This is a genomic window from Agrobacterium sp. ST15.13.013, from assembly GCF_027956525.1.
GTDB classification, from domain to species: Bacteria; Pseudomonadota; Alphaproteobacteria; order Rhizobiales; family Rhizobiaceae; genus Agrobacterium; species Agrobacterium salinitolerans.
Map to the genome: position 1 here is coordinate 12295 of NZ_JAQKGP010000020.1, position 16351 is coordinate 28645.

Genomic DNA, 16351 nt, shown 5'->3' on the forward strand with positions numbered 1-16351 from the left:
ATATCTGCTCATGATGTATGGTTACGAATGGGATACGACCACCTGGCTCACCTACACGACCTCCATCCTGCCCATCATTCTGATCGGGCTCACGGTGACGCTGAAGGCCGCCGCCGCCGGCTTTGCCATCGCGCTGGTTCTGGGGCTCGTCTTTGCACTGCTACGCCGCAGCCAGGTGAAAATGATCTCTTGGCCGACCGCGCTGATTGTCGAGTTCCTGCGCGATACGCCGCTTCTGGTGCAGCTGTTCTTCCTCTATTACGTGCTTCCGGATTTCGGCATTGTCCTGCCGGCATTTCTCACCGGCGCGCTGGCGCTCGGCCTGCAATATGCCGCCTATACGTCCGAAGTCTATCGCGGCGGGATAGAGGCGGTGCATCACGGCCAATGGGAAGCGGCGACGGCGCTTAATCTCACGCACATGCAGACCTACAGGGACATCATCATCCCGCAGGCGATTCCGCGCATCGTTCCGGCCATGGGCAATTATCTTGTCGCCATGATCAAGGAAACGCCGGTGCTATCCGTCGTCACGGTTCTAGAAATGATGGGGCTTGCCAATATGATCGGCGAGCGCACCTTCGAATATCTGGTGCCGCTGACGCTGGTCGGCCTGATCTTCCTCCTTCTGACCATAATCTGCTCGGCAGGCCTCAGCCGCCTGCAAAGGGCGCTTCCAAAAGCAGGAATTCCCTTGCGATGACCAACACCACCAACAAGCCACTGATCGAATTTTCCGATGTCACGAAACGCTTCGGCATTCTGACGGTGCTCGACCGGTTCAATTTCAGCGTCGCGAAGGGCGAAAAAGTCACCCTCATCGGTCCATCAGGCTCCGGCAAATCAACGGTCCTGCGCATTCTCATGACGCTAGAGCCGTTCCAGGAGGGAAGACTGAGGCTTGCGGACATGTCCTACCAGGAGCCGGGCGGCAAAGGACCTTTCAAAGCCTCCGAAAAGCATCTTCGCCAGATCCGCAATCACGTCGGCATGGTGTTCCAGAGCTTCAATCTCTTTCCCCATATGACCGTCCTTCGCAATATCGTGGAGGCGCCGGTGCGGGTTCTGGGCATCAGCCGCGCAGAGGCGGAGGCGCGCGCAATCGAATTGCTGAAGATGGTCGGGCTTGTGGATAAGAAGGATCATTATCCAGTGCAGCTTTCCGGCGGGCAACAGCAGCGCGTCGCCATTGCCCGCTCGCTTGCCATGCGTCCGCGTGTCCTGCTTTTCGATGAACCGACATCGGCGCTCGACCCGCAACTGGTTGGCGAAGTGCTGTCCGTCATCCGCGACCTGGCCCATGAGCATGACCTGACGATGCTTCTCGTCACCCACGAAATGCGCTTTGCCCGGGAAGTCTCGGACCGCGTCTGCTTCTTCGACAAGGGCCGCATCTGCGAACAGGGGAAACCGGACGAGATTTTCGGCCAGCCGAAAGAAGACCGCACACGCGAATTTCTCGCCTCCGTCTTACGGTGAATTCTATAGTGCCGTCAGTCGGCAGGGCTGGACAGAACCTTTCCGTCCCTGCCCTGCACGATATCGTGCAGCGGCACCGGTGGAGCATCGGCAGCGGGCAGAGGCGGAATTATAAACCACGCGCCGGGATAGTCGTTGCGAAGATGCCGGGGATTGTAGCGAATACTGGTTCCGGCGGCATGGTGAAGCGTCCCGAGCGTTGCGTCTTTTGACAGGACACCTCTTTTGATCTCGTGGACTTTTCGCTCGCCATCAAGGGCAAGCGTCGCCTCGGAAAGATCGAAACTGTCGATGTGAATGGTATGGTCCTGAGCCGTATCGAGAACCCATCGATCGGAATCGACAAAGCCATCAATATAGACATTGCCGGTGGAGGCACGCAGGGACGTGCCTTTCGGCAGAGTGATGCCGTCGACAACATTGCCATCCGAAAGAGTGCAGTTGCTGAAAGCGGAGATGCCGCCATCGGGCGAAAGAACGAATTCCACCGGTTGCGTCGCGTCGCAGCGCCAGCCGTTCTGGGTGGTCACGCCGTTGCCGGTGATCCGCATGGTCTGCGGGGTAAAGCCCACCGTTTCATAATTCTCGTTGGTTTCTATCGCAATATAACGGGCGATTTCGACGGCATCGATATCCGCCACCCGCACCGGATGCGGAAACACGGCCCGGTCGAAGGCTTCCCTGTCGTTGGCAATGGCCAGTTCGAGTTTGGTGCCCTTGGGCATATCGATCTGGCAAAGGCGCGCCGGCTCGAGCAGTTCCGGCCGATGGCTTGCCGTCCTCTCTTTGTCATAGGCGCGCATCTGGAGATAAAAATCACCGAACCGAAAGAGGGTGAAAAGCGCGACGGTGGTTACCAGCCCATAGGGCAGGATCATCGGACGTTTCCAGCGGCCTGCCACATATTGCACGAACAGCGAGAGCGTCCAGGCGATCCATATGAGGGTCGTGATGAGCAAGAAGGCAAGGAGAAGCAACGCTTCGACGGACGGGAGTGCGACAGGGATCATGCAAACCAATGGTCTTGGGCGGATCGCTTTGATCCCGAAGAGACATCAGTGCTTTAGCCCACAAGCGGTTGTCTTTTCAACTCGGCGATTGCGGGCGAACATAGCAGTGGCTGCCCGGGCGACAGATAGCCGCCGCCCGGTCAATGCGCTTATCAGCCATCAGCCGCCAAGCACGAAACGGGAAAATGCCAGGGCATTGCGGGCATCCTCGTCCATTTTCGCCAGGTCGGCGCCGCCGCTGAGATCGCGCCACACCTTGATATCAGAGCCGATCGTGCCGCCAGTCTTGACGAAGGGCTCCATGACAACAGCACCGGTGTAATTGATATCGCGAAGGGCCAGACCAATTTCGTGCCAGGGCATCCTGCCCTTGCCCGGTACGCGGCGATTGCTCTCACCGGTATGAAAATGCCCCAGCAACGGGCCAGCCGTGCGGATGGCCTCGCCAAAACTGTCTTCCTCGATATTCATGTGGAAGGTATCCAGCATGACCTTCACATTGTTCTTGCCGACATCCTTGACGAAGGCAACACCTTCGGCCGCCGTGTTGAGCACGTGGTTTTCAAAGCGGTTGAGGACTTCGATGCACAGGTTGATGCCGAGATCATTGGCGAAATCGGCAATGCCGTGAATGCCCTCGACGCCGCGCGCATAATCACCCGCCTTGTCGACCGGCTGCGAATAGTCGATCGGCCAATAGGAATGCAATGCGCCGCCGATGGTATGGATGTCGAGCTTGGCGACATTGGTAAGAGTGCGTTCAAAGAACGCCTTGCCGGCTGCGCGCACGGAAGCATCCTCCGACGACAGGTTCTTCGTTTTCGAGGGGCCGATGCCGGCGGTGAGGATGATGCCGTTATCCTTCGCGCTCTGCCTGATGACGGCGAGTTCGGCGTCGCTGTATTCATTGATGTGGTGGGCGGCGACTTCGATGATATCGAAACCGAGCCTGGCGACCTTCTCGATATAGGGGCCGAACCTGGCGCTCCACTCATGTTCCCAGTAAGAATAATAGATGCCGTGTTTCATGGGGATCTCTTTCGCTTTTCTGTTTCGCTGAATTTGAATTTGGGCGGGACAGCGGCTCAGCCGGCTTCACGAAGTCGGCTTGCTTCCCGGATTTCCGATATGAAGGTCCGGCTCTGTGCTCGCGGAAATGATGAACCGGCCGTTCGGAAGGTCATTCTCTTCAACCTTGCGATTGATCTCGTCCTCACCGAGGCCAAAGCTGCGCCAACGCTCTCTCAGCCGTGCACGCAGGTCGTCCTCATCGACATCGACAAAGACCGTCAGGTCAAAAATCTGTTTGAGACGATCCCAAGGCGACTGGCTGGCAAGGAGATAATTGCCCTCACAGACAATGATATCGACGGATTGCGAGATGAGCCGGCCGCCTGCCCGGGCAATTTCAATCGCGCGATCAAAGACTGGGACAGCGACGACGTCGTCCTCATTTGCCTTCAGGCGCTCAAGCATGTGGCGCAAGCCGTGAGCATCGAACGTATCGATTGCGCCCTTGAAGGGACGGCGCTTCATCTCTTCCAGCACGGCATCGTCATAATGAAAGCCATCCATTGGCAAGAGTGCCCCAGACACGCCTTCGCCCGCGTTCAAAAGGTCAACCACATGCTCGGCAATGGTGGACTTTCCCGATCCGGGCGCACCGGCAATCGCAATCATCACACGCCGCCCATTGGCGCCGGCAAGACGCTTGAGGGTCAGGCCCGCAATTTCACGGGCATTATCGTCAATAGTGTTCAAGGTGCTCGCCTCGATAGTGGTACTGTCAGAAAACCCGGTACTGGTTCGCCTTGTCGCGCAGGAATGCCAGGCCCTTGTCGAGAACCTCATCGGCGCTGGGCGCAACCGGCCGCCAGGTCGAAATCACGCCCGCCATGTCCTTCGGCATCGCGACAAAACTTTCGAGCGTCAGCACGCCCTTGAAACCGATGGCGGCGAGTGCGGAAAACACTTCGTCCCAGTCAACGTTGCCAAACCCGGGCGTGCCGCGGTCGCTTTCCGACATATGCATGTATTTCAGGTGGTTGCGGGCGGTGATGATGCCGTTTGCGATGCCCTTTTCCTCCATGTTCATGTGGAAGGTATCGAGATGGATAAAGACGTTGTCCGCACCGATGCGCTCCACCAGCGCCACCGCCTGCTCGGCGGAATTGAGCAGATGGTTTTCGTAGCGGTTGACGGTCTCGATACCTAATTGCAGGCCGAGCGTTTTGGCGTGACCGGCAGCCCGCGAAAGCGCCCTTGTCACATTGTCATATTCACCCTGTGTCGGCGGAAATCCGGTTCGCTCATTGGTGCCGCCATAGGTGACCCCCGTCAGCGCCTCCGCCCCCATATCGGCGGCCTTGTCGAGCGCGGCATTCAGATGGTCGATTGCCGCATCGGGACGCACGGACGCCCAGGCGGGCTCCGGCAGCACCAGCGAACAGACGGCGCGCAGGCGGTACTTCTCCAGCAGGGCGCGCGTGTGTTTTGCATCGACGGAGGGTATATCGATAAGCGGAATCTCGATGAAATCCTGCCCGTAATCCGCAGCAGCGGCGATGGACCGTCGGGCGTTTTCGTGGTCCCATTTCAGAGACCACATCATTGCGTGAACACCGAAGCCTTTCACGTCATACCTTCTTTCTGAGAGATGCGAAGTAGCTTGAAAACAGGCCGCGCGCCGCCATGACGACAATCATCAGCACACCCCAGAGCGCCGTTGCCAGATGCTGGTTGGCGCCGAGAAGATTGAGGCCCGACGACAGGAGTTGGAGAACAATGAGCGCGACGAAAACCGGCAGCACCCGACCGAAACCGCCGAACGGATTGATGCCGCCGAGGAATGCCGCCAGCACCGTGATCAGCAGATAGGATTCCCCGTGGCCAACACGCACGGAGTTGAAACGGGCAAGCATGATGATGCCGGCAACCGCGCACATCAGGCCCGAGAGCGTGTAGACGAGAACCTGGATCTTGCGTGTATTAAGGCCCGAATAGCGCGCGGATTCGATGTTCGAGCCGATCATCAACAGGCCGAAACCTAGCTTGGTGCGCGTCAGCAGCACATGCCAGAGGCCGACGCAGACGATGAAAATCAGAAGCGGGACCGGCAGGCCGAGAAGCGTCCCGTGACCGAGCGGCGCCATATAAGCGGGGAAACCGGAAACGTCTCCTCCACGGGTGAGAAACTCGCCAAGGCCGCGCAGAAAGATCATCATCGACAACGTCACCAGAATGGGGTGCGCCCGGGTATAAGCGATTGCCGCCCCCGTCATCGCGCCGGCAGCGCCGCCGGTGACAAGTGCGGCAAGGCAGGCGAACAGGAATGCACTCGGCGGCGCATCCACCCCGCCATGGGCCTGCAATACCCAGGCTGCGGCAAGACCTGACAGATTGGCGGCGAAGGTGACGGACAGATTGATGCCGCCCGTCAGAAGCGGCAGCAGCATCGCCAGCGTGAGCAGGCCGAGTTCCGGCAATTGGAAGGCGACCGACCCGAATGTCGCGAGCGAAAGGAAGTTATCGGCAAACAGACCGAAGATGAGCACAACCGCGATGAAGGCAATCACCGGCCCGGCCATGTCGGCACCCAAAATTGCGTTGAATTTCCGAATGAGACTGTTCATCGCTGGGCGCTCCCCTTTTTCGTGGATGTGCGAAGGGTACGCGGCAGCAGCTTGTCGAAGCGGGTGGAAGAGAGTGTGATGGCGACGAGAATGATGGCGCCCACGATCATCTTGAAGGCAAAGGGAGAAACGCCCATCAGGTTGAGGCCGTTCTGGGTAATCGACACCATCAGCACGCCGAGCACACAGCCGATGACCGAGCCCTTGCCGCCGCCGAGCCGCGCGCCGCCGAGCACGGTGGCCGCCAGAACATCCAACTCGCGGCCATAAAGCGCGTTCGGCACCACTTCCTGTGCGTAATGCGCCTGCATGAGCCCGGCAATGCCCGCCATCAGGCCGAGCCAGCCAAAGGAAATGTAGTGCATGGCGCCGATATTGATGCCGAAGCGACGTGCGCCTTCCGGGTTATCGCCGAAGGCATAGAGTTTGCGACCGACAGTGGTGCGCGACATCATGAACCAGGTGGCGAGGCAGCAGAGGATCATCACAACGACTGGCAGCGTCAGCTCTACCCAGGAACCATCGGACATTTCACGCTCATAAAATACCACCCGCGTCGACAGCCATTCCGGCAGGTCGTAGATCGACACGCCCTTGGTGAAGAACATCAACAGCCCGAAGAAGATGTTGAAGGTGGAGATGGTCGCGACGATTGAGATGATGTTCAGCCGCCAGACGAGGAAGGCGTTGACGAAACCGAGACTAAGGCCGACCGCACCGGCAATGATAAAACCTTCCGCCCAGTTTCCGCCGCCGAGCGCATTGAGCGCCAGCACCGTCACATATTGGACGACGGAGGCCGCGACCGCGAAGGAGATGTCAATACCACCAGAGATCAGCACCACGAGCAGGCCGACCGCAAAGATGATGTTGACCGCCGAGACATTCAGCACATCGAAGGCATTGGAGATGGTGAGGAACCGGTCGGTGGCGAATGACAGTCCCGTGCAGAGCAGCACCATGACCACAAGCAGGGTGAATTCGGTCGTATGTCCGAGGATGAGCCTACGCATAGATGGCGGCCTCCAGTTCGGCAAGCGACAGGCATCGCGGATCATAGGTGGCGTGGAACCGGCCTTCGACCATGTGGATGACCCTGTCTGTATTGAAATAAACTTCCGGCGCTTCGTCGGAGATCACGATGATCGAGAGACCTTCTGCGGCAAGCTTGCGGACGATTTCGAAGATACCGGCGCGGGCGCCGACATCGACCCCCACCGTCGGCGCATCGAGGATGAGGATTTTCGGGCCGATGGCCAGCCATTTGGCAATCGCCACACGCTGCTGGTTGCCGCCCGAAAGCGTGCGGATCGGATCTTCCGGCAGGCCGATCTTGACGCCGAGCGCCGAAATCCAGCGAGAAACGACATCCGCCTTTTTTGACGGTGATATCAGGCCGCCGCTCAACAAGCGGTCGAGCGAGGCCATGACGAGATTGTCGGCGATGGATTGCGGCTGGTTCAGACCAAGCGAAAGCCGGTCTTCGGAAAGATAGGCAACGCCCGCCCGGATCGCATCGCGGTTGGAATGCAAATCCACCTTCTTTCCATCGATGAGGATTTCACCCGACTGCGCCCGATGCATGCCGAACAGGGTCAAGGCCAGTTCCGTGCGGCCGGCTCCCAGAAGACCGGTTATGCCGAGCGTTTCTCCCCGCCGCAGATCGAACGAAACATCCTCGAACTCGCCGGCACGGCTCAGCCCGCGCACGGAAAGAACGACGGGCATGTCATCATGATCGGCGGCAATGACGGCGCTGTCGAAATTGCGCCCGGTCATAAGCTCGGTCACCCGCGACTGGGTCATGCCTTCAACGGGAAAGACACCGACAAGCGATCCATCCCGCAGCACCGTGATGCGGTCTGAAATTTCCAGCACTTCCGCGAGGCGATGCGAGACAAAGACTACCGCCACACCCGAGGCCGACAGGTTGCGGACGATGTCGATCAGATAATCTGTTTCCGACTGCGTGAGCGACGCGGTCGGTTCATCCATGAAAACGAGCCGCGCTTCCCCGACCAGCGCGCGGGCAATCGCCACGATCTGACGCTGGGCAATGGGCAGTTCCTTGAGCGGCTTATCAAGGTCGATCTCGACGCCGAGCCGGGCCAGCGCCTTTTCGGCCGCCTGTTCGATGGCACGTTTGTCGACCAGCCCGTATTTTCCATTCACCGCGTACTGGAAGCCGATATTTTCAGCCACGGTCATTTCATCGAACAGCGCCAGATCCTGCCAGATCACCTGAATGCCAAGCGATTGCGCAAGCGTCGGGTTCATCGCGGCTATCGGCTTGCCGTCGAAATAGAGTTCGGCGTCGCTTTCGGGCGTATAAACGCCTGTTATGACCTTGATCAGCGTGCTTTTGCCACAGCCGTTTTCGCCGGCAAGGCAATGTACTTCCCCCGGATTGACCTCGAAAGAAACACCCTTCAGAGCGCGGACGCCGCCGAAGGTGACTTTGACATTTTTGAGGGACAGGAGCGGTTCTGCGCTCATGATAACGTAAATCTCCTTCCGCCGCGAAAGCATCGCAGACGTGGCGCTCGGCATGTTTTCCAGATGAGGCGTCGCGCGCGTATCGCACCCGCGCGACGCCCTTGGCCTTGGGGAGGATCAGAGGCCCATGGAAACGAGCTTGTCGATGCTTTCCTTATCGATCTTCAAAAGCTGGTCGACGACGATGGTGTTACCTTCGGGATTGATGGTACCGAGACCTTCGATATTGTCGCCGGCCTTGGGTGTCTCGCCCTTGGCGATACGGTCGGCAAGCGTGATGAAGACCTCACCGGCCTGTTTCGGGTTCCACATGAAGCCCCCCGTCAGCGCGCCTGATTTGATGAGCTTTGCGCCCTGCCCCGGTGAGAACGGTCCGATGACGAAGACCTTGCCATCCTTGCGCCGCTCTTCGACGGCGCGGCCGGCACCGATCGGCCCCTGCGAACCGAAGGCGAGGAAGCCACCCAGGTCAGCATTGGCGGACATCAGGTCAAGCGCGGTCGAACGGCTTTTATCGAGATCTTCGGCGACACCGTAGCGGTCACCGACGAGCTTCATGTCCGGATAATTGGCCTTGATGTAGGCGATGGCGGCATCGGCCCAGGCATTATGAAGCGGAACGGTGAGCGAGCCGACGAACACGGCATAGGAACCCTTGCCGCCCATCTTTTCCGCCAGAAGCTTGCCATGCGCTTCGCCGAAACCCTTGGCGGAAGCGAGTTCGAAATCCCAGTCAGCGCCAAGCTGCTTGGGCGATTCATGGGTGATGACCTTGATACCGGCGGCCTGGGCCTTTTTCAGCACAGGCTCCAGCACCTTTGCATCATTCGGCACGACACCGATAAAATCGACCTTCTGGGCGATCAGGTCCTCGATGGCGCGAACCTGCAGCGCCGGGTCGGCACTGGTCGGGCCGACCATGAAGCCGTCAACGCCGAGCTTCTTGCTCTGCTCCTTGATACCGGCCTCCATGGCGTTGAACCACGGAATACCGCCGATCTTCACGACAACGCCCACCTTCGGCCCTTCGGCAAAGGCGGCGGACGAGAGCAGCGCGAGCGACAGACCGACCGCTGCACAAATAATCTTCTTCATAATGTTCCTCCTCAAAAAATCGGCAAACGAAACCCGCCGCGACCATTTTTTCATCTGGCGCGTTCAAAATTTCTCATCTCGCTTATTCGAGACTCTCCCTTGCCGCTCCCACAGCAACCATCTTGCACAATCGATATTGCCAAGCTGCACAATCGATGGTGCAATAACCATATCATGAAGCTCCCTTCCGTCAAGGGGACGCCTGCTCTAATAATCGGAATCAGTTGGGGAGATCACAGTGACGGACATAAGTTCCAAGAAAGCCACTATTTATGACTTGTCGATATTGTCCGGCGCATCAGCCTCGACGGTCAGTGCCGTCTTGAACGGATCGTGGCGCAAGCGGCGGATTTCAGAAGAGACTGCCGACAAGATTCTCTCGCTTGCCAAGGCGCAACGTTACACCACCAACCTGCAAGCCCGCGGCTTGAGGAGTTCGAAATCCGGCCTCGTCGGGCTTCTGGTTCCAGTTTATGACAACCGGTTCTTTTCCTCTATGGCGCAGACGTTCGAGGGTCAGGCGCGCAAACGCGGCCTGTCGCCCATGGTGGTTTCCGGGCGGCGCGACCCCGAGGAGGAACGGCGCACCGTCGAGACCCTCATCGCCTATTCCATCGACGCCCTCTTCATTGCCGGCGTGACCGATCCCGATGGCGTGCACCAGGTCTGCGCCCGTGCGTCGCTGCCCCACGTCAATATCGACCTTCCCGGCAAATTTGCATCCTCGGTCATCTCCGACAACAGGCACGGCGCGGAAATACTGACGGCGGCGATCCTTGCCCATGCAGCGAAAGACAGGCCTCTCGGCCCGGATGACGTCATCCTCTTCGGCGGGCACGACGACCACGCCAGCCGCGAGCGTATTGACGGCTTCCATGCCGCCAAGGCCGCTTATTTTGAGGCGGAGAGCGGAGACGATATAGAGATCACCGGCTATTCACCGCATATGACGGAGCTGGCGTTTGAACGTTTCTTCGAGCGCAGAGGCCGCCTGCCCCGCTGTTTCTTCGTCAACTCATCAATAAATTTCGAAGGACTGCTTCGCTTCATGGGGCGTCATGACGGCGAAGCCTTCGGCGACATCGTTGTCGGCTGCTTCGACTACGACCCGTTCGCATCGTTCCTTCCCTTCCCGGTCTATATGATCAAACCCGATATCGCGCAGATGCTGGAAAAGGGTTTCGACCTGCTGGAAGAGAACCGGAGCGAGCCGGAAGTCACCACCATCGAACCGAAGCTCATTCCCCCAAGAACCGCTCTCGAAGGCCCGCTCGACGACATATGGGACCCTGTTGCACTGCGTCGCATGGCGCGATGAAGACCGCCTTCAGGCTGCCGAAACACAGGATTTCGGGATAAAGGTGTGTCAATGCACTCGAGCGCGAGCCGCATACTGCTCAAACTCCTCCAGTGGTGTGGGCCTTGCGAAAAAGTAGCCCTGGAAAAACTCGCAGCCGTATGACAACATCATGCGCAGTTCGGCCTCTGTTTCCACGCCTTCGGCAAGGACCTCCAGAGAGAGGTCGTGTCCCATTCTGACAATGTTTTTGGTAATTGCCGAAAGACGTCCGCTTTCGCTCACGCCCTTTACAAAGCTGCGATCAATCTTGAGCTGTTTCAACGGCAATTGACGAAGATAACTGAGAGACGAATAGCCGGTTCCGAAATCATCAAGCGCGATTGCAAACCCCGCGCGATGCAGGAGCTTCATCTTGGCGATGGCCGCGTCTATATCCGAAAGAAAAACGCTTTCGGTCAACTCCAGCTTGAGTAACCGTGCGTCAATTGCATTAGACGAAACGGCTTCGAGAAGCTGAGCGGCAAATCCCGTATCCACGAAATGATCCGCAGTGATGTTGATCGAAAGCGTCAAGTGACGAGTCGAAGCGTTTTCCTGCCATCTTGCCAGGGTCTTGCAAGCTTCAACAATCACCCATTCGCCGATTGTCGGCATAAAGCCCGTGCGTTGGGCAAGTGGAATGAATTCCGCCGGTGATATCTTGCCCCGTTTCGGATGGTTCCAGCGCAAAAGCGCTTCTGCGCCGTTCACCGAACCGTCCGCACGCACCTGCGCCTGATAAAAAAGTTCGAATTGCCCATTGGAAAGCGCAGTCCGCAACTCCAGTGCGTTTTTAGTCTGGCTTCGAAATTGCGCCTGCATCGCCGCGACGCCTCCGCACAACATACCCGTCGCGAAAATGCCGTTGAACCATGCGCTTACGCTTCTCACTTCCTGCGAGATCGAGATATGGAAAGGGAAGCTCGCAGCGGAGGCACACAGAAAAACGAAAGCCATGAGACCGGACGAAATGACAATGAACTGCGAGATCGAGCGCTGGCGTTGAAAATTCATATAGCCAACGAAGACGATGACGAGCAGGTAAAGGTGTGTCGTTCTGGGCACTGCCGCGTCCTGCACATCGATCGAGACCGAATACCAGCACACAAACAGGGTGCAAGCGATCTGGGCGAGGATAAGACCGCAAGAAAAATGGCCCTTCAGGCAAATCAGCCAGCAAGGAATGACCGCTGCACCAAGCACAAGAAGGCTGATTGCGATATTCCACCGTCCCGTCAGCGCAAAGAACACGAACCAACCCGCCCCAAGCGCAAGGCCGAGCCATGCTGCGATGCGGCACAGAAGTAGCAGATGCTGTGAATATTCCTCTCGGTCTTTGTTTTTTTGGAGGGGCATGCTGGCCTTGCTTGCGATTAAGAACGGCGAACTGGCTCCTTGCTGGAAAAGCCATGAGGAAGCTAGACCTATAAAACCGGAGGTTGGGCTTTTCAAACGACGCGGTTAAACAAAGCCAAATACGACGCGACAAGTTTTCATCAACGATATCTGTTGACCTCAACCACTCTCGAGGCCGTATCCCGTAACCTCGACTGATGCGGGGGGCACGACTGCTCTCCCAAACCCAACCCGACAAATGGTCCTGGATAATTTGATGAAACAGCAGCTGACGAACATTCTGAACAGCGGCCGAGACAGCGCGCTTCTGCGCTTTTCGCTAGCCAAGTCCTTTGCAGCCTCCGGGGAATTTCCGGAAGCTGTGCGGCATCTTCAGGAAGCGGTCCGGCAAAAACCGGATTATTCCGCCGCCTGGGCGGAGCTTGGCCTCAACCTGTTGCGATTGGGCGACAATGAAGGGGCCACGGCGGCTTGGCTAAAAGGCATCACCGTTGCCACGGCCCAGGGCGACGCGCAGGTGAGACGGCAGCTGGAAGTGAGGCTGCGACGGATGAGGTCGCAACTGCCGAAAGTTTCCTGTAATGGGCCAAGCTGATCGTGATACATCTCAAATTGCGCCGCCAGGCGAACATCGTCCCAACAGATCCAGCCCGTCAAAAATTCGCCAGAGATTAGCCAGGCTTCATAAAACCGGTTATGATCACCAGAAAAATCACGGGAGGCGGCCGTCGAGGGCCGGTGATTTATGGGTTTTTCCGATCACATCCAGGAAATAGAGCACGTCGGACAGGGCAGAAATACCGGCCGCGACGCGGTGGTGCTAGAATCTTGGCGACGTTGTCTCGATACCTATCAGCTTGATCCGGCCAAGGCGCGAGAAGCCGTCATCGTTTCCGAGACATGCCTGCGCGAGCATCGTCAGCGGGCAGAAGACCTCGTCCACATCGCCCGTTCCGGCCTGGAACGGCTGTATCGGCAGGTGGCTGAGCAGAATTACGTTCTTCTTCTGTCGGATCAACAGGGAGTGACGGTCGAGTTTCTGGGCGACCCGTCATTCAACAACAATCTGCGCAAGGCCGGGCTTTACCTCGGCTCGGAATGGTCGGAACCGCGTGCCGGCACCTGCGCCGTCGGCGCCTGCATCGCCACCGGCGAAGCGCTGACGATCCACCAGACCGATCATTTTGATGTGACGCATACGCCGCTTTCCTGCACCGCAGCCCCGATCTACGATACGCAGGGGGCATTGACGGCGGTGCTCGATATTTCACTCCTAAGTTCCCCCATCCTCAAGACGAGCCAGAACATGGCGCGTCATCTGGTTTCATCGACCGTGCGAAGGATCGAGCTGGCAAATCTGATGGCCAGCAGCCGCCATGATCTGGTGCTGCGCTTTGCGGGCGCGCCCGAATTTCTGGATGTCGACCCCGAAGCCGCCGTCTCCGTCGATGGCTCCGGCCGGATCACGGGCATGACGCACGCCGCCGCACGCCTTCTCGCCGCCTCGCGCGGGCTTGACTGGCGCATGCCGGAACGCCTCCTCGGAGAGCGCGTGGAGGAGTTCTTCGAGGCCGGCTTCGATGAACTCGCCTCCCTCACCCGATCAAGCCTGCCGCAGGAGAGGCGCATCGTCGTGAAGGACGGCACCGTACTTTATGCGCACGCGATCGAACCGCAGCAGCGCCGCTCGAACATGCCGCTTGCCCGTCTGAAATTCCAGCCGGTTATGGAAGAGATCGGCGGCGATGGGCCGGCGGTGCGAAACCTCAGGCGCAAGGTGGAAAAACTGGCGCCTGCAAAATTGCCTATCCTGCTGCAGGGCCAGACCGGAACCGGCAAAGAACATCTCGCCCGCATCATTCATGACACAAGCGGCGTTTCCGGCCGCTTCATCGCCGTCAATTGCGCCGCCATTCCCGAACAGCTGATCGAAAGCGAATTGTTCGGTTATCTGCCGGGAGCCTTCACGGGGGCGCTGGCGAAAGGACGCAAGGGGCTGGTGGAGGAGGCGCAGGGCGGAACACTTTTCCTCGACGAGATCGGCGACATGCCGTTTGCGGCGCAAAGCCGGCTATTGCGCGTATTGGCCGAAGGCGAGATCCTGCCCGTTGGTGGCTCCACCCCCCAGAAGGTGGATTTCAGGGTGATTTCTGCCTCGCACCGCCCGTTGAGCGACATGGTGCGGACAGGTGATTTCCGCCAAGACCTCTATTATCGCCTGAATGCGGCTGTGTTGACCTTGCCTGCACTTAGCGAGCGGGATGACTTCCCCTGGCTTCTCGATAAGTTTCTGGAAAAACATGGGCTGCCGGGTCGCCCTCTGACGCTCTCCAACGCCGCGCGGATGTTGATCCTTGGCCATTCCTGGCCCGGCAACATCCGCGAGCTGGACAATGCCATAGCCTTTGCCGCCGCCCTTTGCGATGACGGGGTGATTACGGCGGAAGACCTTCCCGATCATCTTGCCTCCGCAACGTCAGCCCCGATGATCGACAGTCGCGGCGCCGATCTCGGCGCGCTTCTGGCCGCCTGCAACGGCAATGTTTCGGAGGCCGCCCGCCGGCTCGGCATCGATCGCACGACGATGCACCGGCGAATGCGACGCCTCGGCATCGGAAAACCTCACTAGAAAAGGTGAGGCACGCGCCATGGCTGTCGCGCCACAGCTGTGGCGTCATATAAAACCGGCACTCTGGTAAAACCCCGCAATTTCGGGCTTCCGGCACGGCAAACCGCGCTGGCACGGGCATTGCAGCTTCTCTGGCATCAGGAGCCATCGAGGAGAAAACATGCGCGCGCTCAGATTTCATGCAGCCAGGGACTTGCGGGTTGAAGACATTCCCGAGCCGAAACGGCCGGGGCCGGGGCAGGTTCTTGTCCGCAATCGATTCGTCGGTATCTGCGGCACCGATCTGCATGAATATAGTTACGGACCGATCTTCATCCCCACCGAACCGCACCCCTTTACAGGCGCTCACGGCCCGCAAATTCTCGGTCACGAATTCGGCGGTGTCGTGGAGGCCATCGGCGAAGGCGTCACCTCGGTTGGCGTCGGTGACCGCGTATCGATCCAGCCGCTCGTCATGCCGCGAACCGGTGACTATTTCGCCGACCGTGGCCTCTTTCATCTGAGCACGCAGCTGGCGCTGGTCGGTCTCAGCTGGGAAGGCGGCGGCATGGCGCAGGCAGCACTCGTCAACGAATATAACGTCCAGAAGATTCCCGACGCGATGACCGATGAAGAGGCCGCACTCGTCGAACCCTCGGCCGTTGCCGTTTATGCCTGCGACCGCGGCGGCGTCACCGCCGGCAGCAGCGTTCTGGTCACGGGCGCAGGCCCGATCGGCATGCTCACACTTCTCGCCGCGCGTGCTGCCGGCGCCGCGCAGCTTTTCGTATCCGATCTCAATGATACCCGCCTTGAGCTTGCCCGCAACGTAATCACCGACGTCATTACCATCAATCCGAAGCGCGATAATGTCGGCGATATCGTGCGCGCAGCGACAGAAGGCAAGGTCGGCTGCGATGTCGCGATCGAATGCGTGGGCAATGAACATGCGCTCAAGGCCTGCGTCGATGCCGTGCGCAAACAGGGCGTTGTTGTCCAGACAGGGCTGCATCCGCACGAAAACCCGATCGACTGGTTCCAGGTGACATTCCGCGACCTGGAGATCAAGGGCTCATGGGCCTATCCGACCCATTACTGGCCACGGGTCATCCGGCTCATCGCCTCCGGCCTGTTGCCAGCAACGAAGATCGTTACCAAGCGCATCACGCTCGATACGGCCGTGTCCGAGGGCTTCGATGCCCTGCTCGACCCCGCCGGCACCCATCTGAAGATCCTGATCGATCTTTCGAAATAGGCCTGCTCCCTCGGCATACCGGGAGAGGAGCCCGCTATGCCGACGGCACAGGCTTTCGGGGGCGGCGATTTCGCCGCTCCA

15 protein-coding genes are annotated in these 16351 nt (G+C 58.9%); 6 read left to right on the forward strand and 9 right to left on the reverse strand.

Going from position 1 to position 16351, the window contains the following annotated elements; translation table 11 throughout:
• The first annotated feature begins 10 nt into the window (after positions 1-10).
• Positions 11-703: an ectoine/hydroxyectoine ABC transporter permease subunit EhuD gene (gene ehuD, locus PL597_RS18995; RefSeq protein ID WP_080793428.1), complete on the forward strand. Its 693-nt coding sequence runs from the start codon at positions 11-13 to the stop codon at positions 701-703.
• Positions 700-1479: an ectoine/hydroxyectoine ABC transporter ATP-binding protein EhuA gene (gene ehuA / locus PL597_RS19000; RefSeq protein WP_137411098.1), complete on the forward strand. Its 780-nt coding sequence runs from the start codon at positions 700-702 to the stop codon at positions 1477-1479. Before ehuD ends, ehuA begins: the two co-directional genes overlap by 4 nt.
• 14 nt (positions 1480-1493) lie before the next feature.
• On the opposite strand, the gene PL597_RS19005 is transcribed toward ehuA, so the two are convergent.
• The 8 genes from PL597_RS19005 to PL597_RS19040 form a co-directional block, all read right to left on the reverse strand.
• Positions 1494-2489, reverse strand: coding sequence for a hypothetical protein (locus tag PL597_RS19005; protein WP_271365980.1), 996 nt, complete (start codon positions 2487-2489; stop codon positions 1494-1496).
• A gap of 159 nt (positions 2490-2648) precedes the next feature.
• Entirely contained in the window at positions 2649-3518 is an 870-nt protein-coding gene (locus PL597_RS19010; RefSeq protein ID WP_271365981.1) for a D-psicose 3-epimerase, read from the reverse strand.
• A 66-nt stretch (positions 3519-3584) separates the two neighbouring features.
• Positions 3585-4250: a nucleoside triphosphate hydrolase gene (locus PL597_RS19015; RefSeq protein ID WP_271365982.1), complete on the reverse strand. Its 666-nt coding sequence runs from the start codon at positions 4248-4250 to the stop codon at positions 3585-3587.
• A gap of 25 nt (positions 4251-4275) precedes the next feature.
• Positions 4276-5124 (reverse strand): sugar phosphate isomerase/epimerase family protein, encoded by an 849-nt coding sequence (locus PL597_RS19020; RefSeq protein ID WP_271365983.1) that lies wholly within the window; start codon positions 5122-5124, stop codon positions 4276-4278.
• 1 nt (position 5125) lies between these two features.
• Positions 5126-6121, reverse strand: a complete 996-nt coding sequence (locus PL597_RS19025; protein ID WP_271365984.1) for an ABC transporter permease — start codon at positions 6119-6121, stop codon at positions 5126-5128.
• On the reverse strand, positions 6118-7134 hold the full coding sequence (locus tag PL597_RS19030; protein WP_271365986.1) for an ABC transporter permease: 1017 nt from the start codon (positions 7132-7134) through the stop codon (positions 6118-6120). Before PL597_RS19030 ends, PL597_RS19025 begins: the two co-directional genes overlap by 4 nt.
• Positions 7127-8617, reverse strand: coding sequence for a sugar ABC transporter ATP-binding protein (locus PL597_RS19035; RefSeq protein ID WP_271365987.1), 1491 nt, complete (start codon positions 8615-8617; stop codon positions 7127-7129). Before PL597_RS19035 ends, PL597_RS19030 begins: the two co-directional genes overlap by 8 nt.
• A gap of 117 nt (positions 8618-8734) precedes the next feature.
• Positions 8735-9712, reverse strand: a complete 978-nt coding sequence (locus tag PL597_RS19040) for a substrate-binding domain-containing protein (protein WP_271365988.1) — start codon at positions 9710-9712, stop codon at positions 8735-8737.
• 238 nt (positions 9713-9950) lie between these two features.
• On the opposite strand from PL597_RS19040, the gene PL597_RS19045 reads away from it, so the two are divergent.
• The gene (locus PL597_RS19045; RefSeq protein WP_149148082.1) at positions 9951-11030 is read left to right on the forward strand and encodes a LacI family DNA-binding transcriptional regulator; all 1080 of its coding nucleotides are present in this window, start codon (positions 9951-9953) and stop codon (positions 11028-11030) included.
• 48 nt (positions 11031-11078) lie between these two features.
• Here the strand turns inward: PL597_RS19045 and PL597_RS19050 are convergent, their stop codons facing one another.
• Entirely contained in the window at positions 11079-12407 is a 1329-nt protein-coding gene (locus PL597_RS19050; protein ID WP_149148083.1) for a putative bifunctional diguanylate cyclase/phosphodiesterase, read from the reverse strand.
• 256 nt (positions 12408-12663) lie between these two features.
• Between PL597_RS19050 and PL597_RS19055 the strand changes: the two genes are divergently transcribed.
• From PL597_RS19055 to PL597_RS19065, 3 genes are all read left to right on the forward strand, one after another.
• Positions 12664-13002: a tetratricopeptide repeat protein gene (locus PL597_RS19055; RefSeq protein ID WP_271365990.1), complete on the forward strand. Its 339-nt coding sequence runs from the start codon at positions 12664-12666 to the stop codon at positions 13000-13002.
• Positions 13003-13152: 150 nt separating this feature from the next.
• Complete coding sequence (locus PL597_RS19060) at positions 13153-15036, forward strand: sigma-54-dependent Fis family transcriptional regulator (RefSeq protein WP_271365991.1); 1884 nt, start codon at positions 13153-13155, stop codon at positions 15034-15036.
• Between the two features lie 160 nt (positions 15037-15196).
• Positions 15197-16270, forward strand: a complete 1074-nt coding sequence (locus tag PL597_RS19065; protein ID WP_271365992.1) for a 2,3-butanediol dehydrogenase — start codon at positions 15197-15199, stop codon at positions 16268-16270.
• The last annotated feature ends 81 nt before the right edge of the window (positions 16271-16351 follow it).